Source organism: Actinoplanes flavus (assembly GCF_017592555.1).
Classification (GTDB): domain Bacteria; phylum Actinomycetota; class Actinomycetes; order Mycobacteriales; family Micromonosporaceae; genus Actinoplanes; species Actinoplanes flavus.
The window spans coordinates 12,880-34,019 of the sequence record NZ_JAGFNS010000004.1; the positions used below are offsets into that span (position 1 = coordinate 12,880).

20 protein-coding genes and 1 riboswitch are annotated in these 21,140 nt (G+C 69.6%); of the genes, 9 read left to right on the forward strand and 11 right to left on the reverse strand.

Annotated elements, in window-relative coordinates:
* Positions 1 to 3: 3 nt before the first annotated feature.
* Together J5X75_RS07260 and J5X75_RS07265 are read right to left on the reverse strand one after the other, a co-directional pair.
* Positions 4 to 891 (reverse strand): carbohydrate ABC transporter permease, encoded by an 888-nt coding sequence (locus tag J5X75_RS07260; RefSeq protein ID WP_208466531.1) that lies wholly within the window; start codon positions 889 to 891, stop codon positions 4 to 6.
* Entirely contained in the window at positions 884 to 1,777 is an 894-nt protein-coding gene (locus tag J5X75_RS07265) for a carbohydrate ABC transporter permease (protein WP_208466532.1), read from the reverse strand. The genes J5X75_RS07260 and J5X75_RS07265 overlap by 8 nt, the downstream gene beginning before the upstream one ends.
* 352 nt (positions 1,778 to 2,129) lie before the next feature.
* Here J5X75_RS07265 and J5X75_RS07270 point away from each other — a divergent pair, with 352 nt between their 5' ends.
* Positions 2,130 to 2,456 (forward strand): STAS domain-containing protein, encoded by a 327-nt coding sequence (locus tag J5X75_RS07270; RefSeq protein WP_208466533.1) that lies wholly within the window; start codon positions 2,130 to 2,132, stop codon positions 2,454 to 2,456.
* Positions 2,457 to 2,586: 130 nt separating this feature from the next.
* Here the strand turns inward: J5X75_RS07270 and J5X75_RS07275 are convergent, their stop codons facing one another.
* Positions 2,587 to 4,383 carry a sensor domain-containing diguanylate cyclase gene (locus J5X75_RS07275; RefSeq protein WP_307797966.1) on the reverse strand — a complete coding sequence of 599 codons (1,797 nt, stop codon included), beginning with the start codon at positions 4,381 to 4,383 and terminating at the stop codon, positions 2,587 to 2,589.
* Positions 4,384 to 5,238: 855 nt separating this feature from the next.
* Here J5X75_RS07275 and J5X75_RS07280 point away from each other — a divergent pair.
* Entirely contained in the window at positions 5,239 to 5,655 is a 417-nt protein-coding gene (locus tag J5X75_RS07280) for a PRC-barrel domain-containing protein (RefSeq protein ID WP_208466535.1), read from the forward strand.
* Between the two features lie 672 nt (positions 5,656 to 6,327).
* On the opposite strand, the gene J5X75_RS07285 is transcribed toward J5X75_RS07280, so the two are convergent.
* From J5X75_RS07285 to J5X75_RS07300, 4 genes are all read right to left on the reverse strand, one after another.
* The gene (locus J5X75_RS07285) at positions 6,328 to 6,891 is read right to left on the reverse strand and encodes a hypothetical protein (RefSeq protein ID WP_208466536.1); all 564 of its coding nucleotides are present in this window, start codon (positions 6,889 to 6,891) and stop codon (positions 6,328 to 6,330) included.
* Positions 6,892 to 6,987: 96 nt separating this feature from the next.
* Positions 6,988 to 7,224 (reverse strand): helix-turn-helix domain-containing protein, encoded by a 237-nt coding sequence (locus J5X75_RS07290; RefSeq protein WP_208466537.1) that lies wholly within the window; start codon positions 7,222 to 7,224, stop codon positions 6,988 to 6,990.
* On the reverse strand, positions 7,224 to 7,823 hold the full coding sequence (locus tag J5X75_RS07295) for a hypothetical protein (RefSeq protein ID WP_208466538.1): 600 nt from the start codon (positions 7,821 to 7,823) through the stop codon (positions 7,224 to 7,226). Before J5X75_RS07295 ends, J5X75_RS07290 begins: the two co-directional genes overlap by 1 nt.
* Before the next feature lie 125 nt (positions 7,824 to 7,948).
* Positions 7,949 to 8,242, reverse strand: coding sequence for a DUF1330 domain-containing protein (locus J5X75_RS07300; RefSeq protein ID WP_208466539.1), 294 nt, complete (start codon positions 8,240 to 8,242; stop codon positions 7,949 to 7,951).
* 50 nt (positions 8,243 to 8,292) lie between these two features.
* On the opposite strand from J5X75_RS07300, the gene J5X75_RS07305 reads away from it, so the two are divergent.
* From J5X75_RS07305 to J5X75_RS07330, 6 genes are all read left to right on the forward strand, one after another.
* Positions 8,293 to 9,306, forward strand: coding sequence for a LacI family DNA-binding transcriptional regulator (locus J5X75_RS07305; protein ID WP_307797967.1), 1,014 nt, complete (start codon positions 8,293 to 8,295; stop codon positions 9,304 to 9,306).
* 112 nt (positions 9,307 to 9,418) lie between these two features.
* Complete coding sequence (locus tag J5X75_RS07310) at positions 9,419 to 11,575, forward strand: CBM35 domain-containing protein (RefSeq protein ID WP_208466540.1); 2,157 nt, start codon at positions 9,419 to 9,421, stop codon at positions 11,573 to 11,575.
* 13 nt (positions 11,576 to 11,588) lie between these two features.
* Positions 11,589 to 13,646, forward strand: coding sequence for an alpha-galactosidase (locus J5X75_RS07315; protein ID WP_307797968.1), 2,058 nt, complete (start codon positions 11,589 to 11,591; stop codon positions 13,644 to 13,646).
* Positions 13,647 to 13,658: 12 nt separating this feature from the next.
* On the forward strand, positions 13,659 to 14,960 hold the full coding sequence (locus J5X75_RS07320) for an ABC transporter substrate-binding protein (protein WP_208466541.1): 1,302 nt from the start codon (positions 13,659 to 13,661) through the stop codon (positions 14,958 to 14,960).
* Positions 14,957 to 15,835, forward strand: a complete 879-nt coding sequence (locus tag J5X75_RS07325; RefSeq protein ID WP_208466542.1) for a carbohydrate ABC transporter permease — start codon at positions 14,957 to 14,959, stop codon at positions 15,833 to 15,835. Before J5X75_RS07320 ends, J5X75_RS07325 begins: the two co-directional genes overlap by 4 nt.
* Positions 15,832 to 16,644, forward strand: coding sequence for a carbohydrate ABC transporter permease (locus tag J5X75_RS07330; RefSeq protein WP_208466543.1), 813 nt, complete (start codon positions 15,832 to 15,834; stop codon positions 16,642 to 16,644). The genes J5X75_RS07325 and J5X75_RS07330 overlap by 4 nt, the downstream gene beginning before the upstream one ends.
* Here J5X75_RS07330 and J5X75_RS07335 read toward each other — a convergent pair.
* Positions 16,637 to 17,638 carry a DUF4037 domain-containing protein gene (locus tag J5X75_RS07335; RefSeq protein ID WP_208466544.1) on the reverse strand — a complete coding sequence of 334 codons (1,002 nt, stop codon included), beginning with the start codon at positions 17,636 to 17,638 and terminating at the stop codon, positions 16,637 to 16,639. The two genes, J5X75_RS07330 and J5X75_RS07335, sit on opposite strands and share 8 nt — an antisense overlap.
* Before the next feature lie 32 nt (positions 17,639 to 17,670).
* Positions 17,671 to 17,756, forward strand: a riboswitch (ZMP/ZTP riboswitch).
* Between the two features lie 21 nt (positions 17,757 to 17,777).
* On the opposite strand from J5X75_RS07335, the gene J5X75_RS07340 reads away from it, so the two are divergent.
* Positions 17,778 to 18,974: a benzoate/H(+) symporter BenE family transporter gene (locus tag J5X75_RS07340; protein ID WP_208466545.1), complete on the forward strand. Its 1,197-nt coding sequence runs from the start codon at positions 17,778 to 17,780 to the stop codon at positions 18,972 to 18,974.
* Position 18,975: 1 nt separating this feature from the next.
* On the opposite strand, the gene J5X75_RS07345 is transcribed toward J5X75_RS07340, so the two are convergent.
* From J5X75_RS07345 to J5X75_RS07355, 3 genes are all read right to left on the reverse strand, one after another.
* A complete protein-coding gene (locus tag J5X75_RS07345; RefSeq protein ID WP_208466546.1) occupies positions 18,976 to 19,443 on the reverse strand; it encodes a hypothetical protein in 468 nt (155 codons plus the stop codon).
* Positions 19,444 to 19,466: 23 nt separating this feature from the next.
* Positions 19,467 to 20,618: a tetratricopeptide repeat protein gene (locus J5X75_RS07350; protein WP_208466547.1), complete on the reverse strand. Its 1,152-nt coding sequence runs from the start codon at positions 20,616 to 20,618 to the stop codon at positions 19,467 to 19,469.
* A 264-nt stretch (positions 20,619 to 20,882) separates the two neighbouring features.
* Positions 20,883 to 21,140 carry a DUF3817 domain-containing protein gene (locus tag J5X75_RS07355; protein WP_307797969.1) on the reverse strand — a complete coding sequence of 86 codons (258 nt, stop codon included), beginning with the start codon at positions 21,138 to 21,140 and terminating at the stop codon, positions 20,883 to 20,885.

A 21,140-nucleotide genomic window follows, 5' to 3' on the forward strand; every position in this document is an offset into this window, starting at 1 on the left:
CTGTTATTTGATGCCGGTGGTGGCGATGCCTTTGACCAGGTAGCGCTGGCCGATCAGGAAGGCCAGGAAGATCGGGAGCAGGGAGACGACGCTCATCGCGAACATGGAGCCCCAGGAGGTCGACACGGTGGCGTCGACGAAGGAGCGCAGGGCGACCGGGACGGTGTACATGTCCGGGTCGGTCAGGTAGATGAGCTGGCTGAAGAAGTCGTTCCAGGTCCAGATGAACGTGAAGATGGTGGTGGTGGCCAGAGCGGGCAGCATCAACGGCAGGATGACCTGGGCGAAGATGCGGGGGTGGCCGGCGCCGTCGATGCGGGCGGCCTCGTCGAGTTCCTTCGGGAGGCCGCGGATGAACTGGACCATCAGGAACACGAAGAACGCGTCGGTGGCGAGTAGTTTGGGGACGATCAACGGCAGGAACGTGTTGATCCAGCCGAGGTTCGAGAACGCGATGTATTGCGGCACGATCAATACATGGATCGGCAGCATGATGGTGCCGAGCATGACGGCGAACCACAGTTTTCTGCCGGTGAAGTCGAGCCGGGCGAAGGCGTAGGCGGCCATCGAGCAGGACACCAGGTTGCCGATGATGCAGCCGAGCACCACGATCGCCGAGTTGACCAGGTAGTGGCCGAACGGGGAGGCCAGCGCGTTCCAGCCCTCGCCGTAGTTGCGGGTCTCCAGGCCGTCCAGGATCAGCCCCGGAGACCGGAAGATGACGTTGTTCGGCCGTAGTGAGCTGACCACCATCCACAGCACCGGATACAGCATGACCAGGGTTAGCAGGCCGAGGCCGGCGTGTTTCGCCAGACTTCTCCCACGGCGGCGCACCGGTGCGGCTTCCACGGTGATCGGCACGGGTGTGACGCGTTCTTTGAGGTCAGTCATCGTAGAAGACCCACTTCTTCGCGGCCCAGAAGTTGAGGGCGGTGAACGCGGCGATGATGATCAGCAGGAGCCAGGCCAGGGCGGAGGCGTAGCCCATGTCGAAGTTGTGGAAGCCGCGCTGGTAGAGGTAGAGCGTGTAGAACATGGTCGAGTCCGATGGGCCGCCGGTGCCGCCGGAGACGACGAAGGCCTGGGTGAACGACTGGAACGCGTGGATGATCTGCAGCACCAGGTTGAAGAAGATGATCGGTGACAGCAGCGGCAGCGTGATCCGGCGGAACTGTGTGAACTTTCCGGCGCCGTCGACCTGGGCGGCTTCGTAGTACATGACCGGGATCTGGCGTAGTCCGGCCAGGAAGATCACCATGGGCGCGCCGAACGTCCACACGTTCAACACGATCAACGTGGACAGTGCAGTATCGGGATCGGAGATCCAGCCGCGTCCCGTCAACCCGAACAGGTTGAGGAACTGGTTGAACAGACCCTCCGCACCGAAGATCTGCCGCCACAACACCGCGATCGCGACACTCGACCCCAGCAGCGACGGCAGATAAAATGCCGACCGGTAGAACGCCAGCCCGCGCATCCCCCGGTCCAGCAGCATCGCCAACCCCAACGCCGCTGCGAGCTGCAGTGGCACCGAGATCAGCACATAGGTGAACGTGACACCGAGCGCATGATGCAGCCGGTCATCACCAAGCATCCGGGTGACGTTCTCCAAGCCGTTGAACCGCGGCGGCTGGATCAGGTTGTAGTCGGTGAACCCGAGCACGAACGACGCCGCCACCGGCCCCGCGGTGATCAGCACCAGCCCGGCGAACCAGGGCAACAGGAAGAGGTACGCGGCCTTGTCGTCACGCTTACGAACGAAGCCGAGGGCGCTCACATGACCCTCCTTCTCGTCGAACACCAGTGAGCAGCTAGAACGAAGCGCTCACCTCCCGGCCGGGGTCCAGCAGGAGGAAAGCGCTTTCCACGGAGTCTGCATGGGTGTGACGAACACGTCAACGGTTTCAAGGCGGTAAATTCTGGATCGTTTCAGATGCCGCAAGCGCGGACGTCCGCCTCATTTGCAAGATCATCTTTGAATGATTCAACCGAGGCGCCGGCCGCCCGGTCCACACGCTCCGGACGATGTTCCCGTCACCAGGTGAAATTCCCGGTCACACCTCGACCAGGCCCGTCGAAGGTTCTAACCTTGAGCCCCGGCGAACGCCGGGTAACGGAAGGCAAACGCGATGACCGCTACCACGGTCGCCGTCAACACCGGCCCCGACGGAACCCTTGTCATCCAGCTCCGTGGCGTGCTCAACGCCGAACATGCGGCTGATCTACGCCACACCCTCATCCGCGCCATCCGGCACACCCGGCCGTCGTGCCTGATCCTCGACCTGGCCGGAGTTCGGGAAATCGACGCGATCAGCCTCGGTGCCCTGGCTGCCGCCTGCCACCTCGGCGACGTCCAGCACGTCGCCGTCTACCTCGACCACTCACCGGAACCGCTGGCCAGACAACTGACCGCGGCCGGTGTCGCGCACCACCGGCTTCGCGGCATCATGCGGTGAGCGCCATTGCGGTCGCCCACCACCGGCTTCGCGGCATCATGCGGTGAGCGCCATTGCGGTCGCCCATCACCGGCTTCGCGGCATCATGCGGTGAGCGTCGCCGTGTTCGCGTACCACCGGCTTCGCGGCGTCACGCGGTGAGCGCCACCTCGGATGTCCGGATCCGGTTGCGGCCGTCGTTCTTCGCCACGTAGAGGGCGTCGTCGGCGCGCTGCAACAGTTGCTCGACCGACTCGGTGGTGTTCCAGGTGGCGCAGCCGATGCTGCACGTCTGCCCATCCGGCATCGCCATCCGCAGCCGTTCCAGCAGGGTCACCGCCTCGGCGGGGCCGGCGCCCGGCAGCGCGATCACGAATTCTTCGCCACCCCAGCGCGCCAGGAAGTCGTCCTCACGCAACTGACCGCCGAACGCGGCCGCGGCCCGCTGCAGCAGGTCGTCACCGGCGGCATGCCCGTACGTGTCGTTGTATCGCTTGAAATGATCGAGATCGGCGATCGCCACCGTCAGCGGCGCGCCCGTGGTCCGCGCTTCCCCGCAGAGCCGGATCATGTTCTCCTGCCAGGCCCGCCGGTTCGGCACCCCGGTCAGCGTGTCCGTGAACGCCATCCGCTCCAGCCGGCGCAACAGCCGATCATGGTCCAGGGCCAGCGCTGTCTCGTCGGCCAGCAGCCCGACCGCCAGGAACCGGTTGTCGCTCACCGACTCGACCCGCCGCGTCCAGCCGACTACGAGCACCGCCATGATCGTGCCGTTCACCACCACCGGCTGCCACAGCATCGATTTGCCGTCGACCATGCTGAGCAGCGCCGTCGAGACCCGCGGATCCCGCGCCGGATCGGCGAGGAAGATCGGCTCCCCGCTGTGGTAGACCCGGGCGATCATCGACGTACCGTCCAGCGGCACCCGCGTACCGATCACGTCGGCGCCGTCCGCCCCGGTCGCCACCAGCACGGATCCGCAGTCGGCCGGCTCCAGCAGCGTCACGTTGTCGGCGGCCGCCAGATCCCGGATCGCCGCGATGATCGTGGTCCGCGCGTCCTCCCCGGTGCGAATGCGCCGGGCCGCCGCTCCCACCGCCGCCACCAGCCGGTGAGAATCACGCACCGCTTCCTCAGCGAGATGACGCTCAGTTACGTCCTGGAGCTGAACCAGCGTCCACGACTGCCGCCGCCGGGAGTCCTTGGCCTCCTTGCCGACGTTGCTGCGCCCGGTCGTCAGATAGGCCCACCGCACGCTGCCGTCCGGTCGTGTGATCTCGCGCTGTCCCTCGTCGGCGCCGTCTTCGAGCAGGTAGCGCTGCATGCTTCCGCCCACGACCTCGCTCTCGGGCTGACCCACCAGCTCGCAGAAGGCCGGATTCGCGGCGACCACCCGACCCTCGCCATCCGCGATCGCGACACCGGACGGCGACGCGTGGAACAGCCGCTCGAACCCGTCGGCGACCGTCACCGCGTGCTCGTGCACCGACCGCAGCTGTCGCTGACGCCGGCGCAGCGCCTCGTGCAGCAGCGCGCCGAGAATCACCGAGAACGTCAGCTGCAAGCTGTAATGCCCCAGGTCGGCGCCACGCAACTCGGGCAGCGCGACCACCGTGGCGACCCAGCCGGTCAGCCCCGCCAGGCTCGCCACCGCGGCGAGCCGCCGAGACGTCACCGCCGCGCCGAGCCCGAGCAACGTCAACATCAGGGAGGTCGTGTAGTGCAGCCGCCCGGTCACCGCCACCTGCACGACACTGTCGGCCACCGGCAGGAACGCCAGCAACTCGCCATGCCCGCGAGCCAGCCGCCACACGCGAGCCGCCACCGGCGTGGCGGCCAGGCACAGCAGCACGGCCGTCGCCCCGTAGAGCACGGTCATCACGGTGCGTGCCGAGCCGTCCAGAGTGAGGAAGTTCGTCACCGAGAGCAACAGATAGACCGTCGCCACGGCGCCACGAATCCACCGCGACGCGGAATCCGGCGCGCGGCCACCGGCCGTGCGACGCCAACCTCTGTCGTGCAGCATGCCCAATGTCCACCTCCCCGGCCTTCACGCCTTGTCGGCTGGGCCGAAGCCGACTGAAGAGAAAACCTGTCTTCGGTACGGCGTAGCGGCCCCCGGTGACAGCGGCCGAACCCATGAGTCCCCGCGAGCCGCTGCCACTCCAGGCCGTGCCGCGCCCGCCGGGCGTGAGTGGGTGGCGCGCGAACTTGCCGCTGCTCTGGGGCTGTGCCGCGCCCGCCGGGGGTGGGTGGCGGGAACTTGCTGTCGCTCTGGGCTGTGCGGCGGCGGTTGGGCGTGGGTGGCGTGGGAGCTTGCTGTCGCTCTGGGCTGTGCGGCGGCGGTTGGGCGTGGGTGGCGTGGGAGCTTGCCGTCGCTCTGAGCTGTGCCGCGCTCGCCGGGTGGCGGTGTGGGCTGTGGGGTGTGGGGTGTGCGAGCTAGCCGTCGCTCTGGGCTGTGCCGCGCCTGTTGGAGGTGGGTGATGTGCGAGCTTGCCGTCGCTCTGGGCCGTGTCGCGCCGTACGGGGGCGCGAGCTTGCTGTCGGTCTGGGCTGTGCCGCGTTCTCCGGGGGTGGGTGGCGCGCGAGCCTGCCGTTGCTCTCGGCCGTGCCGCGCTTCGCCGGGCCCGGGTAGATGGTGATCTTGTTCAGCTGGGCGTCAACGGCGTTGAGACACCACTGGGAGCCAGCCGGGACCGATTTCCATCGGCGATTGTCATGATGACCTGCGGGGTGGCGGGATCGAATGGTCACATGAACAGCGGCGCGGTTGGGTATCCACCGCCGGAAGGAGGTGGCGGTGATGGAAGAACCGATCGGCACCCTGACACCGCTGAGCGACACCGACCAGATGATCGCCGACCCGGAGCAGGACGTACGGGGCCGCACCGTGATCGACAGCAACGGTGAGAAGGTCGGTACCGTCGCGGACCTGCTGGTGGACACCGTCGAGAACCATGTGCGATTTCTGCGCGTGGCACACGGGGGCATCCTGGGGATCGGGGCCGTCTCGTCGTTCATCCCGGTCGACGCCGTCCGCCGGGTCACCGACGACGAGGTGCTCATCGACTCGGCGAAGGACCGGGTCGCGGGCGCGCCACAGTACGACCCGGACCTCGTCGACCAGCGCGACTACTACGAGAAGATCTACGGCCACTACGGTTACCCGCCGTACTGGGCGCCCGGATACCTGTACCCGCCGTTCCCCGGCATCCGCTGACCACCCGGCGAACGGCCGCCGACGAGGGCATCTCTCCCGCCGCACGACCCGGAGATCGCTTGACCCAGGTCGTGCGGTCGGTCGTTCTGGCCGTCCAGAACGCTCGGACCGATCCGCCGTGACCCAGGTTGTGGGGTTGTTCTGGCCGTCCAGAACGCTCGGACCGATCCGCCGTGTCACAGGCCGTGCGGCCCGTTCTGGCCATCCGGAACCTTCGGACCGATCTGCCATGTCACAGTTCGTGCGCTCGTTCTGGCCATCCGGACTGTGCGGGACGGATCCGTCCCGCCGGATGAGCGGTCGGATTCGTCTACGGAACCGGCCCGGCCGGGCTGCTCAGACCGCTGCGAGGCTGGAGGCGGTGGCCGGAACGCGAGGGTCCTGGCCGAAAGCGTCGCTGCTTCCACCGGGCGCGCGGGAGGATCGGGGCGCTTCGGTCGTACCCCTCTCGGGGGTGTTCATGGCGCGAGATGGGCGACCAGGCCGTGGCGCGGCGCCGGCGGGATTCCTCCTTGAGCCGCCCGGTTCGGCTCGAACAGGTCGGTGGCGGTGGCCTGGCTGCCGAAGTACCGGAACGCGACAGCCGGACCTGGGAAGACCGGATGCGCGACGGCGGCACTTCTACTTCCCCGCGAGCGTCACCGTGAGTAACGGGGTACCTGTCTGATGTGCTCAGGTGGCGGCGATCTCGTGGATCTTCGCCCGAACCGTCAGCTTCTTCGAACTGGTGCCGTTGTCGCCGGTCGCGACCAGGGTGTACGTGTGCGTCTGGTAATCGCCCGGCTCGCCGTCGCACGGGAAGTTCAGCTTCTCCGAGCCCACGGCCTGGTAGGAGCCGTAGATTCCCGGGCCGTCGACGGCCAGCGTGGTCTTCGCCGCGCCGGTGGCCTTCCACTCCAGGACCACCGGCCGGCCCTCCTGCCGGACCTGATCGGTTCCGGACGGGCAGGTCGGCTCGGACGCCACCCGGAAATGGTCGATGACCGGCCCGGACGGGATCCGGACGGTCGGCTCGGCCAACTTACGTGTCTCGATCGGGGCGGCCGAGGTGGTTTCGGCCTCCGGCAGGGCTCCGGTGGACGGCGCGCTCGACGCCGGAGTCCACTCGAGGCCTTCGCCGGCGCCGATCCGCGCCATCCGGGAGAGGATCTGGCCGGCCACCACCGCCAGCGTGACCATGACCAGCAGGACCGCTATGAACCACCGGCGCCCGGCCGCCGAACTCTGGGCCGCCACATGTCCTCCCTGCTGGAACTGCCGTTTCGCGGCAGCCTATGCAGGGCTTGATCGGGCGGGCGGTTGCCGGCGGCGCTTGGCACGAAGCCGGTAGCGTCATTCCGGGGCTCGTGTGCTCCGTACCGTGAAGAGGTCTCCGGGCTGGCATTGCAGCACGTCGCAAAGGGCCGTCAGGGTGCTGAACCGCACCGCCCGCGCCCGGCCGTTCTTCAGGATCGACAGGTTGGCCAGGGTGAGGCCGACGCGCTGGGCGAGTTCGGTCAGGGACAGACCGCGCTCGGCGAGAAGCTTGTCGATGTGCACCTCGATGCGGTGCTCCTCCTCCGGCGGCATCAGACCACCCCGTCGAGATCGGCGCGCATGACCTCACCCCGGCGGACGATCTCACCCACGGTGAACATCGCGAAACCACACAGACCCCAGATCACCGGTACGGAGAAGTCCAGCACCGCATAGGTCTCGCCGCCGGGAACGCTGTTGCTCAGCAGTGTTCGAGCCCCGAAGTCGAGCAGCCACACCAATGGGCCACCGAGGACGAGAAGCAGGCCCAGCACCCGGAAACGGCCAGGCACCTCACCGGCGAACGGGCCGTGCCGACGTGCCCGGCCGACCAGCCGCCAGAGCAGGAAGAGCGCGGTCGTCACCAGCAGGAGCCGGGGAAGCACCGCGGCGGCCGCCCAGGCGCTCTGGGCCGTGGTCGGGTCGGTGACCTCCAGATGGACGGGGGAGTCCAGGCTGGTTCCCGGTGGTAGCCCGGTCAGCGCCGTCGAGCCCAGCGCCCCGCCGGTGGCGACCTCGATGTCGACCGGCTGGCCGGTGAGCATGTAGCCGGCGGCGGCCAGGACACCGAGGCCGCTGATCACCAGGGCGATGAGCAGGAATCCGTGCATCTCCTCCAGCCAGTCGGGCCGGCGCAGCTTGAGCATCGTCATCGACCTCCTTATCGATGTATCGATGTATCGATAATCGATAAGGTATCGACCGAAGTCAAGCCCGTGCGGTCCTTGCCCGCCGCGAGGTGCTGTCATCGGCGGTGTGACCGGCGCGGACGGGCCGGTCAGGTGAGGGCGACCGGGAACAGGTCGGTGCGGGCGATCGCCGCGTCCCGTTCGGCGCTCAGGGCGGTCCGGCGGGGATCGGCGAGGAATCCGTCGTAGCCGGATCGCGAGCGGAATTCGATGAGCTGCACCTCCGCCGGCGCGTCCGGGGCGGCGCCGTCGACGGTGCGGGCGCGCTGGACCAGGCGGCCGTCATGCTCGGCGAGCAGGGCCAGAACCTTGTCCTCGTACGCGTTCAGGGCGTCGACGGCGCCGGGACGCGCCCACAGCAACACACACAGTTGGATCGTCACCGGCCGACCCTACCGGTGGCGGCCGGGCCCGGCGCGATACAAGTATCTGCGTGGACAACAGTGAGGGCGGGACCGGCGACCGGCCGCAGATCCGGGACGTGGCGGCCGCGGCGGGGGTCTCCTACCAGACGGTGTCGCGGGTGCTGAACAACTCGCCGCGGGTGCGGCCGGAGACCCGCCGCCTGGTTCTGGACGCCATGGACCGGTTGCGCTACCGCCCCAACCGGGCAGCGCAGACGCTGGGCTCGGGCCGCGCGAACGCGGTCACCGTGATCACCGCGAACACGACCCTCTACGGGTACGCCGCCGTGCTCCAGGGTGTGGAGGAGGCGGGGCGGCAGCTCGGCCTGGCGGTCGGGGTGCGGGTGGTCGAGTCGGAGGCGGCCGCGGACGTCCGTCAGGCCGTCGACCACCTCAGCGATCCGAGCTCCGGCAGTGTCGTGGTCGTGGCGTTCGATCCGGCCGGGGCCGCCGTGGTGCGTGCGTTGCCCGCCGGGGTGCCGGTGGTGGCGGCGACCGAGGCCGGCGGGCTGCCGGACGTGTCACGGCCGATGCTGTTCCTGGACGAGCGGCAGGCCGCGGCCGAGGCCACCCGGCATCTGCTGGGTCTGGGCCACCGGACCGTCCACCATGTGGCGATCCCGTCCGAGGCGCGGGCCAGCGCGCGGCAGAGCGGGTGGCGGGAGGCGCTTTCGGGCGCGGGCGCCGAGATTCCGCCAGTGGTGGCGGCCGGCTGGGATGTGGCGTCGGCCTACCGGGCGGTGCGGGATCTTGTCGCGAATCCGGCGGTCACGGCGATTCTGTGCGGCAACGACGACACGGCGCTGGCGGTGCGCCGGGCACTGTACGAGGCGGGGCGCGACGTTCCCGGCGAGGTGAGCATCGTGGGGTTCGACGACGTGCCGGGGGCCGCGTTCTGGACGCCGGCGCTCACCACCGTACGGATGGATTTCCTCGGTCTGGGCCGGGCCTGCGTGAACCGGCTGGTGGATGCGCCGGTCATCGACCCGGAGGTGCCGCATCTGGTGATCCGCGAGTCGACAGCCGCCCCGTCAGCCCGGTAACGAAACCGTAACGGCGTCTTCCGGTTCTGTTGTGTGACCGGTCACACTAGCCGCAGTCCTCCATCGTGTGACCGGTCACATGGATTGCTGTCGAATTCGGAGTGGAACCCCCATGAGACGAAGAATCGGCAAGACCCTGACCACCGCGGTCGTCGCCACCACGACCGCGGCCCTGCTCACCGCACCGGCGGCACACGCCGCCCCGTCCACGTTCGTGGTCGATCTGGCCACCGGCACCGGCGCGCTGCGCTACGGCGCGACCGGCTTCCTCTACGGCCTCGGCGACGAGGGCATCCCCGACGAGACCATGCTCGCCGCCCTCAAACCACAGGTCGCCGCCCAGAAGGCCCCGGACGGGCTCCAGCACCCGAACGGCGACGCCCTCAAGATCGCGCCGATGTTCAAACGCGCCGGCGGCCGCGACATCCAGATCTACATGCAGGACATCTACCAGCAGTGGCCGTACGAGAACCGGGGCATCGCCGACTATCTCGCCAAGGTCGACACGATGACCCGCAAGGTGGTCGCCGACCCGTACCGCAGCTCCTATGTGTACGTGCCGTTCAACGAACCCGATGCCATCTGGTATGGCGGGAACCTCAACGGCCTGCTCACCGACTGGAAGACCGTCTTCCAGCGGATCCGTTCGATCGACCCGGGCGCCCGTATCGCCGGGCCCAACTTCGCCTCCTACCGCTCCGCCGACCTGCGGGCCTTCCTCACCTTCGCCCGCGACAACGGCGTGCTGCCCGACGTGATGGCCTGGCACGAACTCGGCGACGACTTCTTCACCAGCTGGCATCTGCACTACGCCGACTATCGGGCGATCGAGACGAGCCTCGGCATCAGCGCACGGCCGATCACCATCAACGAGTACGGCCGGATCTCCGGCGACCTCGGCGTGCCGGGCAACCTGGTGCAGTTCGTCGCCAAGTTCGAGAACAGCAAGGTGGACGGCTGCCTCGCCTACTGGACCACGGCCGGTGGGCTGAACGACCTGGTCACCCGTAACAACCAGGCGACCGGCGGCTGGTGGCTGCACAAGTGGTACGGCGAGCTGACCGGCAACACCGTGGCGGTGACACCGCCCTCCCCGGGTGGATCGCTCCAGGGGCTCGCGGCCGTGGACTCCGGCAAGCGGCAGGCCCGGATCATCCTCGGCGGCAACAACCCGTCCTCCGGCACCTACGACACGAACGTGCAGGTCAAGGGGGTGCCCAGCTACCTCGGGACGACCGTGCACGCGACGGTCTGGGGCGTCGACAACTCCGGCCTGAACCCGTCGGCCGGGCCCTATGTGGTCAGCGAGGGCGACTTCACCACCAGCGGCGGCCAGGTGACGGTGCCGCTCACCGGGCTGAAGGGCGCTTCCGCGTACCAGATCATCCTGACCCCCAACAAGGACCTGACCGCCGCCCTGACCAGCCGCTACGAGGCGGAATACGCCGCCCTCGGCGGTAGCGCGCGGATCACCTACGGGAGCAACACCGGCTACTCCGGGACCTACTTCACCGAGGGGTACGGGGCGAGCAGCACCGCGAGCACGAGGTTCGTCGTGACGGCACCCGCCGACGGCTACTACAACCTCAGCCTGCGCTACAGCGCCGGGCCCTACACCGGCGCCCCGGCCGACCGGTCGATCCGGCTGCGGGTGAACGGCTCGAACCTGACCGACGTGGCACTTCCCGCCACCGCCGACTGGAACACGTGGCGCACCGTCACCACCAAGGTGTACCTGCCGGCCGGAATCAACCGGATCGAGTACAACGCCTACGCCACCGACGACCGGGACGCCGTCAACGTCGACTACCTGGACGTCGCGGCCGCGAGTGGAACCGTCACCGCGTACGAGAGCGAAAGCGCGGCCAACACGCTCGGCGGGACCGCCGTCGTGGTGTCCGACAGCGCCGCCTCGGGCGGCCGGTACGTCGGCTGGCTGGGCGCCGGCGCCGCCAACACGCTGCGCTTCAACGGCGTGACCGTGCCGGCGGCGGGCCGCTACCGGCTGGTGGTGAGTTACGCCAACGCCGAGGTGGTCGGCGAGCACGCCTACAACAACAACATCGTCGACCGGTACGCCGAGATCAGCGTCAACGGCGGCGCCGCGAAGAAGGTCTTCTTCCGCAACACGCTCGCCTGGAACACCTACCGAACCCGGGTGGTCGACGTGGATCTGGCCGCCGGGGCCAACACCATCACGTTCGGCAACGCCTCCTCCGGTTACGCGCCGAACATCGACCGCATTCAGATCGCCGCCGTTCTCGGCTGAGTGGGGAGTCTTCGTGAGCTTGGCCTGGGGACGGTTCGTCATCGACACCCCCGCGGACGGACCGGTGACCATGCGTCTCGACGGTGGGGCGGCACAACCGCTGGTCGAGGTGCTGACCGCCGGGAGCGGGCGCGGGCACGTCTCCGCGCGGTTCTCCGAGACGACGATCGGCCGCCGGTTCCGGTTCGCCGGCAGTTCCTCGACCGGCAGTCCTTCGACCGGCGGTTCCTCGACCGGCAGCGGCGATCGTGGCGGCCAGCTGCGGATCCGGCTGCGCGACGGCGAGAGCGGGCTGGCCGCCGAGGTGGTGCTGACGGGCGGAACCCAGGTCCGGACCACGATCACCAATGAGGGGCCGGAGCCGGTCCTGCTGCTCGGCGTCACCACCTGTGCGGTCGGCCTCGGACCCGTCGACGACCTGGATCTGGTCAGCGGGGATGGTGAATGGCTCGGTGAGGGCCGCTGGACCCGGCGGCCGCTGCGCGAGCACGCGCCCGACCTCAACCTGCGGATCCACGGTCAGGACGGCCGCGGTCGGTACGCCGTGACCAGCACCGGAACCTGGTCGACCGGAGCACGTCAGCCCACCGGCGTCCTGGTCGACCGGGTCACCGGGACGGCGGTCGCCTGGCAGGTCGAGCACAACGGGCCGTGGCGGTGGGAGACCGGCGAACGGCTCGACGGCGGTTATCTGGCGCTGGCCGGCCCGACCGACATCGATCATCAGTGGCAGCGGCTGCTCGGGCCGGGCGAGTCGTTCACCACCGTGCCGGCGTCGGTCGCGGTCGGTGACGGCCTGCACGGTGCGGTCGCGGCGCTCACCGCCCACCGGCGCGGGCTGCTGCGGCCGCACCCGGACCGGGCCGCGCTGCCGGTGGTGTTCAACGACTACATGAACACGCTGATGGGTGACCCGACCACGGCGAAGCTGCTGCCACTGATCGACGCGGCGGCCGGCGCCGGCGCCGAGGTGTTCTGCGTCGACGCCGGCTGGTACGACAACGACACCACTTGGTGGGACAGCGTGGGGGAGTGGCAGCCGTCGGCCGGCCGCTTCCCCAGGGGCCTGATCGAGGTGGTCGACCGGATCCGGTCACACGGCATGATCCCCGGGCTGTGGCTGGAACCGGAGGTCATCGGCGTGCGCAGCCCGATGGCCGACAAACTGCCCGCCGAGGCGTTCCTCCAGCGCGGCGGGATCCGGCTGGTCGAGCACGGCCGGTACCACCTCGATCTGCGGCATCCGGCCGCGGTCGCGCACCTGGACGAGGTGGTGGACCGGTTGGTCGAGCAGTTCGGCGTGGGCTACTTCAAACTCGACTACAACATCGACCCGGGCGCCGGCACCGACCGGGACGCGCCCGCCGCCGGGGCCGGGCTGCTCGACCACAACCGCGCCCACCTGGAGTGGCTCGACCGGATCCTGGACCGGCACCCCGGCCTGACCCTGGAGAACTGCGCGTCCGGCGGCATGCGGGCCGACTACGCGATGCTCAGCCGGATGCAGGTGCAGTCCACCAGCGACCAGCAGGACTTCCGCCGGTATCCGCCGATCGCCGTCGCCGCGCCCCTGGCGATCCTGCCGGAACAGGCCGCCAGCTGGGCCTATCCGCAGCCGGAGATGAGCGACGAACAGATCGCCTACACGATGTGCACCGGCATGCTCGGGCGGCTCTACCTGTCCGGGCGGCTCGACGCCATGAGCGACCGGCAGCGGGAACTGGTGCGTGAAGGCGTGGCCGCCTTTCGGAGCATCCGGGCCGATCTCGCCGCGACCGTGCCGGTGTGGCCGCTCGGGCTGCCCGGCTGGGACGACCCGTGGCTCAGCCTCGGGCTGCACCACCACGACACCACCTATCTGGGGATCTGGCGGCGAGCCGGCGCCGGAACCGCACTGACGCTCGACCTCCGGCACCTGCGCGGACATCCGGTGACGGTCGAGGTGCTCTATCCGCGGCGGCTGCGCGCGTGGGCGTACCGCTGGGAAAGCGCCACCGGCTCGCTCACCGTGACCACCGCCGACACCGACCCGCATGCCGCGCGGATCCTGCGGATCCGCCCCTCCCGATGACAAAGGATCAGGATGAAACGCTGGATGACCATCGGCGCCGCCCTCACCCTCGGGCTCGCCGCCTGCACCGACCCGTCCGCCTCCACGACCAGCGGTGACACCGTCGCCACCTGGGCCGATCCGACCGCCGAGCTGGACGGTGTGAAGCTCACCATCTGGGCCGCGCAGAACAGCAACACCGTCCCGAAGAAGGTGGTCGAAGGATTCCAGCAGGCCACCGGCGCCACCGTGGAGATCGTCACGGTTCCGGACCCGTACGAGCAGAGCGTGCAGACCAAGGTGGCCACCGGCGACCAACCGGATCTGGCGTTCTGGCAGCCCACCGCCTCGATGCTGACCGCCATCAACGCGCGCACCAACCTCCAGCCGCTCACCGAGGCACCGTGGCTGCCCTCGATGGACCCGGCGCTGCGCGACATCACCGGCCTGCTCGACGGAACCCGCTACGCCGCACTGGTGACCAGCCCGGCCGTCGAGGGCGTCTACTACAACAAGGAGGTCTTCGCGGCGAACGGGATCACCGCGACGCCGAAGAGCTTCGACGAGATGATCGAGCTGGCCCGCGATCTCAAGGCCAAGGGCGTCACACCGTTCCACGAGATGGGCGCGGACCGGTGGGCCACCCAGTGGTGGGTGCAGGTGCAGCTCGCCGACGCCGCGAAGGCCGGGCTGTGGGACCGGATCAACACCGGTCAGGACACGTTCACCTCGCCGGCGGTGGTCGACACCATCAAGCGCTACCACGCGCTGATCAAAGAAGGGCTGTTCAACAGCGACATCACGACCGCCACATTCGAGGACCAGGGTACGGCGCTGCTGGACGGCAAGGCGGCCATGGTCGTACAGGTGAACTCGTTCTTCGGGCAGTTGCAGGCCAAAGCGGACACCGCCACGCTGGACCGGAAGATCGGCTTCTTCCCGATCTCGCCGTCCGGGAACGTCGGCACGTTCATCCCGGACCAGTCGAACGCTCTCGTCGCCTTCAAGACCGGGGACGCCAAGCGGGAATCGGCGGCCCGCCAGCTTCTCGCCTACTGGATGGGCCCCGGCTACAGCGACTTCGTCACCGACCGCAACACCGTGTCGTTGCAGACCGCGGTCGCGAGCCCGGCCGGCGTGCCGAAGGCGCTCCAGGACGTGCACGCCTCGCTGCCCACGTCGGTCGGCTCCATGCAGGCCCTGGCCGTCGCGAACCCGGACCTCTACATCAATCTGGCCGACATGATCGCCGGCACCATGACGCCCGACCAGGTGGCCACCGCCACCCAGGACCAGTTCGTCCAGCTCGCCAAGGCCGCCGGTTACCTCAAGTGACCACGGCTGTCGAAACGCTCGCTCCGGCCCGGGCGCTGCCGTCGGCACGCCCGGGCGCCATCCGTCGCCGCACCCATCCGCTGTGGTTCCTTCTCCCGACGTACGGGCTGCTGCTGGTCTTCTTCTTCCTGCCGACCGTGTTCAACTTCGTCTACGCGTTCACCGACTGGTCGGGGTTCAAGGCGGAGATCAACCCGGTCGGGGTGGAGAACTTCACCCAGCTCACGTCGGACGGCACGCTGTTCCGGTCACTGCGGATCACGGTCGTGTACGCCGTACTGGTCGCCATCTTCCAGAACGTCTTCGGGTTCGGTCTGGCCGTTTTGCTGGAACGGGACACGACGGTCAACCGGATCGCGCGCACGTTCTTCCTCGTCCCGGTGCTGATGTCCGCGCTCGCCGTCGGCTACATCTTTCAGGCGCTGCTCCAGTCGTCCGGACTGCTCGCCGACACCACGTGGACGATCGTGGTGGTCGCATTGATCCACGCATGGAAGTGGATGGGACTGTCAATGTTGATCTACCTTGCCGGCCTCAAGTCGATTCCACTCGACGTGACCGAGGCAGCCCACATCGACGGCGCGTCAAGGTGGCGGACGTTCTGGCGGATCCGGGTGCCGCTGCTCGCGCCGGCGGTCACGTTCAACGTCGCCACCGCATTGCTCGGCTCGATGAACGGCTTCGACATCGTGCAGGCCACCACCGGCGGCGGGCCCGCCCGTACCACCGAGATCCTCAACATCTTCATCTACCGGACCTTCGGCCAGGGGCTGTTCGCCCAGGCCACCACCATGAGCCTGGTGCTGTTCCTGCTGGTCGCGCTCATGGCGTTCCCGGTCATCTACGTGCTGCGCAAACGCGAGGAGGTGCTGTGAGCCGCCGTCTGCAACCCGTGTTCGCGCTGCTGCTGGTCGCCGTGGTGATCGGGGTGCCACTCTGGCTGGTGATCGCCACCGCGGGCAAGAGCCAGGGCGAGGCGGTCGATCCCGACCTCACCCCGCCGAGCGAATGGCACCTGCTCGACAACCTGCGGCAGGTGTGGACCGACGCCGACATCCCGGCCGCGCTGCTCGGCAGCATGCTGATCGTGGCGCCGACCGTAGCCGTCGTTCTGCTGCTCGGCTCGATGGCGGCCTGGGTGCTGGCCCGGCGCGGATCCCGGCTCACCGCCGTGCTCTACGCCCTCGGCATCAGCGGCATCATCCTGCCTCCGGCGGTCGTCACGGTGGTCCTGCTGCTGCGCCAGCTCGGCCTCGCCGGCACCGCGGTCGGGATGATCGGCGTGTACGTCGGGATCTACCTGTCCACGGTCATCTTCTTCGTGACGGGCTTCGTGCGTACCATCCCGGAGTCCCTCGAGGAGGCCGCGCGCATCGACGGCGCCGGACCGTTCGCGGTGTTCCGCCGTGTCGTGTTGCCGCTGCTGCGCCCGGTTCTCGCCACCGCCACCATCCTGATCTGCCTGTACGTCTGGAACGACGTCTTCTACGCCTTCTTCGTCATCGGCGGCCGCATCGACACCCTGCCCCTGAACCTGTTCCAGGTGGCCAGCGCCGGGCTCTACCTCAACAACTGGCACCTGATCTTCGCGTACGTGATCCTGATGAGCCTTCCGCTGATCGTCGTCTTCGCCGTCGCCCAGCGCCGGATCATCTCGGGCATCACCTCGGGCGCCGTCAAATGACCGTGCCCACGACCCGCGCCCGATCCGCGTGACTGAGCAGATCGGTGTTGTCCGCGAACTGGTCGACCGTCCCGATCAGCGGCCGGTCCGCGTCCCCGGCCAGCGCCCGGGCGAACCGGCCACCCCCGATGACCCGGAACGGGCGGTCGAAGAAGAACCGCACCCGGGCGTCGAGCGGGTCGGTCAGCCCGAGATCGTTGTGCATGCGGGCGACCGTCTCGTAGGCGACGACCAGGTGATGCTCGCGGGCGTGCCAGTTGGCGGCGGTCAGCGCGGCGGTGAGCGCGGTCCGCAGCCCGTCCACCCCGGGCAGCCGGGCGAACGCGGTGCCCAGCCACTTGCTGTACGGCGGGTAACGGCGATTCATCAGCAGGACCAGGCGCATCAGGTCACGGGCCAGCCGGGCCGCCACCACCGCCGAACCCAGCTCGTCGCCGACCTCGCCACAGCGGCCGACGAAATGCTCCTCCTGGCCGATCCGCTGCCACTGGCAGGCCAGCACGTAGCGCCACACCTCGTCGGGATACCAGGCCAGCGACTCGCGGACCCGGTGCAACCGGTCCAGGCCGTCGTGGTGCACCACACCCGCGGTGACCTCGGCCAGCGCCTGCGCCGGGGTGGCCAGCCAGTCCCGGGTGGTGACACCGTCACGCGGGTCGAACCCGAGCCGCCCGGTCAGCCAGGCGCCCAGTTCGGCGACCACCACGCCACGCTCCGGCAGCACGGTGGTGGCGTGCCCGGCGACCGTGTCCGGCAGGCCCGCGTCCAGCCGGGCACGGATGGCGTCACCGTGGGCGGCCAGGTCCTCCGCGCTCAGGAACAGTTGCAGGCGGGGACCCCAGTCGTGATCGGTGGATCGTTCGGTGTCGAAGCCGAGGATCTCCGAGCCGGGCCCGATCAGGGCGGCCGTGTGGGGGACATGCGGTAGCAGCGGGCGTACCGACTGGTAGAAGCGGCGGGACAGTTCCACACCGGACACAAACGCAGGGGACATGCCAGGCATGGTGCCATCCGTCGCGTAGGCTGCCGGTGGGCCGTGACTGGCGCTGAGGTGGGGCACCACCGGGAAGCGGCCCGCCGACACGGCAGTGCCGCGCGCCTGGGCGATCCGTCCCACCTTCGCGGAGTGAACCATGGCCGGCCAGCGCAGGATTCTCGACTACGCCCCACTGTCCGCCGTCAACGCCGGACTGCTCGCCGTGCTGATCGGTTTCACCAGCTCGGCGGCGATCGTGTTCAGCGCCGCCCGTGCGGCCGGCGCCGACGACGCGGAACTCGCCTCCTGGATGCTGGCGCTCGCCGTCGGCATGGGCGTCACCTGCATCGGCCTGTCACTGCGCCACCGGGCGCCGATCGTCACGGCCTGGTCCACACCGGGTGCCGCGCTGCTGGTCACCGGCCTCGAAGGCGCCACCATGCGGGAGGCGGTCGGCGCGTTCGTGGTGTCCGCCGCGCTGATCACGCTGACCGGCGTGACCGGCTGGTTCGGCCGGATGATGGACCGGGTGCCGACGTCGCTGACGTCCGCACTGCTCGCCGGTGTCCTGATCCAGTTCGGCATCGGCCTTTTCGCCTCCGCCGACCAGGACTTCCCGCTGATCGCCGCTATGTTCGGCACCTACCTGGTGGCCCGGCGTTTCCTTCCCCGGTACGCGGTGCTCACCGCGCTGGCGGCCGGGATCGCGGTGGCCGCGGCGACCGGCTCGTTCCGGCCGGGCGAGGTGCGTTTCGGCTGGGCGTCGCCGGTGTTCACGATGCCGTCGTTCACCTGGCAGGCCGTCATCGGGGTGGCGCTGCCGCTGTTCGTGGTCACCATGGCGTCGCAGAACCTGCCCGGCGTCGCGGTGCTGCGCAACGACGGCTATCAGGTGCCGGTGTCGCCGCTGATCACCTGGACCGGGGCGGTGAACCTGGTGCTCGCCCCGTTCGGCGCGTTCGGCCTCAACCTGGCCGCGATCACGGCGGCGATCTGCACCGGCCCGCACGCGCATCCCGACCCCAGGCGCCGGTATCTCGCCTCGGTGTGGGCGGGCGTGTTCTACCTCTGCGTGGCCGCGCTCGGGGCGACCATCACCTCGCTGCTGGCCGCGCTGCCCGTGGTCCTGGTGCTGGGAATCGCCGGAATCGGGCTGCTCGGCACGATCGGCAGCTCCCTGACCATCGGCCTGCGCGACGACCGGTGGCGAGAAGCCGCCGTGGTAACGCTTCTGGCCACTGCCTCCGGCATCGAACTGCTCGGCGTCGGGTCGGCGTTCTGGGGACTGATCGCCGGCCTGCTCACGGCGGCGGCCACCGGAGCGTTCCGCCGCGCGGCGAAGGTGACGGTCTGAGCTACTCGCTGCTGGGGCTCACGATGCCGCGGTCGGCGAACGAGCGGGCGACCTGGTCGAAAATCGTCACGGCGAGTTCGGGCCGGGCGGCCGCCTCCGTCACGCCCAGCCCGACCTGCCCGTCGTAACCCGCCAGCCCGGTGTGGCGTTCGACGATCAGGCCCAACCGGTAGATCAGGGCGGCGATGCGCTCGGCGTCCTGGCCGGAATACCAGTAGGGGACGGTGATCCCGGCCTCCCGCGCGTAGAGGCTCAACTGGATGCCGGTCGCCTCGTGATCCAGTTCCAGATAGGAGCCGCTCTCGTGCAGCTCGACGTCGCCCAGGAACGCGCGGGCGTCGGCCACGATCCGGTCCCAGGCGGCCCGGTCCGGCGAACCGTCGTCGCCGTCCTGCTCCTCCAGCGCCTCCAGCGCGTCGTCCCAGCTCTGGTCGTCGCTCTTGGCGAGGAACGTCAGGTCGTAACTCATGAGCCCGCACCATACCGGCATGGTCACGGGTCGTCGTGCCAGGCGTCGCGCAGGTCGCGGCGGGTGTCGGCCCACCATCGGCGCAGCTCGGCACGCAGCTCGCGGAGCCGGCGGGCGATGTCGCGAAGCGCGTGCAGGTGGCCGGGATCGTCGAGATGGGCGCCGATCGCGGCGGTCAGACCCAAGATCAATTGCACGGGTACGAGGACGACCGCGATCACTGTCAGTAAGGTTGTCGCGGTTACGGCGTACCCGATGAGGAGCCCGCTCTGCACGACCGCGACAACCATGCGGGCGTGGAGCGAACGGCGCAGCAGCGACGGTGCCAGCCGAAGGCTACGCCAGGGCAGAGCACCCGCCGGCAGCAGCAGGCGAACACTGAAACCGGCAGCGAACAGCACGAATACGGCCGCCATCAGGCGGCTGGGCGGCAGCATCGGCGGGAACCGGACGGCGATCAGGGCGGCCGCGCACGTCAGCACGACGGCCACGGTGAGCCAGCGGCGCAGGCCGGACAGCAGCCGGCGGATCGGCCACGTCATCGACAGGACGTTCGGGCGGCCGGGATTGTCCCGGGCGACATCACGCAGGGTGCGCAGGGAGCGGCGGACGCGGAGGCGTTCGGCGTCGAGCATCGCCAGCAGCCAGCGTCCGTAGTCGTTGTCCGGATCGATACGCAGGGCGGCGCGGGCCGCCTCCTCGGCCTCGTCACGGCGGCCGGCGTCGCGGGCCACGTCAGCCACGGTGAGCAGGGCCTCGACCGAGCGGGGAGCCAGCGCCAGCCCGCGTGCGGCGGCGGCCCGGGCCTCGGCGAACCGGCGGTCGGCGGCCAGGGCGCGGGCCAGGACCAGATGCCCGGACGGGCGGTCCGGGGCCAGGCGGACGGCCTGCTCGGCGGCGGCGCGGGCGGCGTCGTCGCGCAACAGGGCGAGCAGGGTCTCGGCGTGCTCGACGTGCGTTTCTGGACGGCCGGGTTCGGCGGCGAGGGCCGCCTCGACAGTCGCCAGCGCTCCCGGCAGGTCACCCCGGCGGCGCAGCGCGAAGCAGAGCAGAGTGAGAAGGGCGGCGTCGTCCGGCGTTCCGGCCAGCGCGGCCCGCAGCGTCTCGACGGCCTGGGCGTCGCGGCCGACGTCGAGCAGGGCGCTCGCCCGCTGATACGCCGTCACCGCAGTCACGGCTGGCGATTATGCCCGGTCCCACCCACGATCGGTCATCACCTTGACATCTTCCCTGCCCCGAGGGCGGGGATTCCGGTGAAGGAATCTGATGAACGCGGAGTGGGCCACCCACGGCGATGCCCGACGGCCGGATCGCCGGCCCGGTTTGGCCTCGGCGCCAGGGAAAACCGGACCGGGGTCTCGGTGAGCGTGCGGGCGATCCGGCCGGTGCTCGGCTCGTTGGGTGTGCGCCACGGTCCTCGCCGATGGCGCGGCGCGCGGTCAGGAGGCCCGGCCGCGCCGTCGTTCGGTGGCCAGGCGGCGCAGCACCAGAAGGCCGCCGACGCCCGGGATCAGGGCCGCCGCGCGCGTGCCGGCGGATCTCGCCTCCCGGATGGCCAGGACGATCACGAACAGGTAGGAGCAGCCGTGCACGGGGCCGATCGCCGAGGCCACCACCGGCGAGTGGACGGTGGCCAGATTCGTGAACAGGACCAGCAATGTCGCCAGTTCGGCCGTGGCCGCGATACGCAGGGGCAC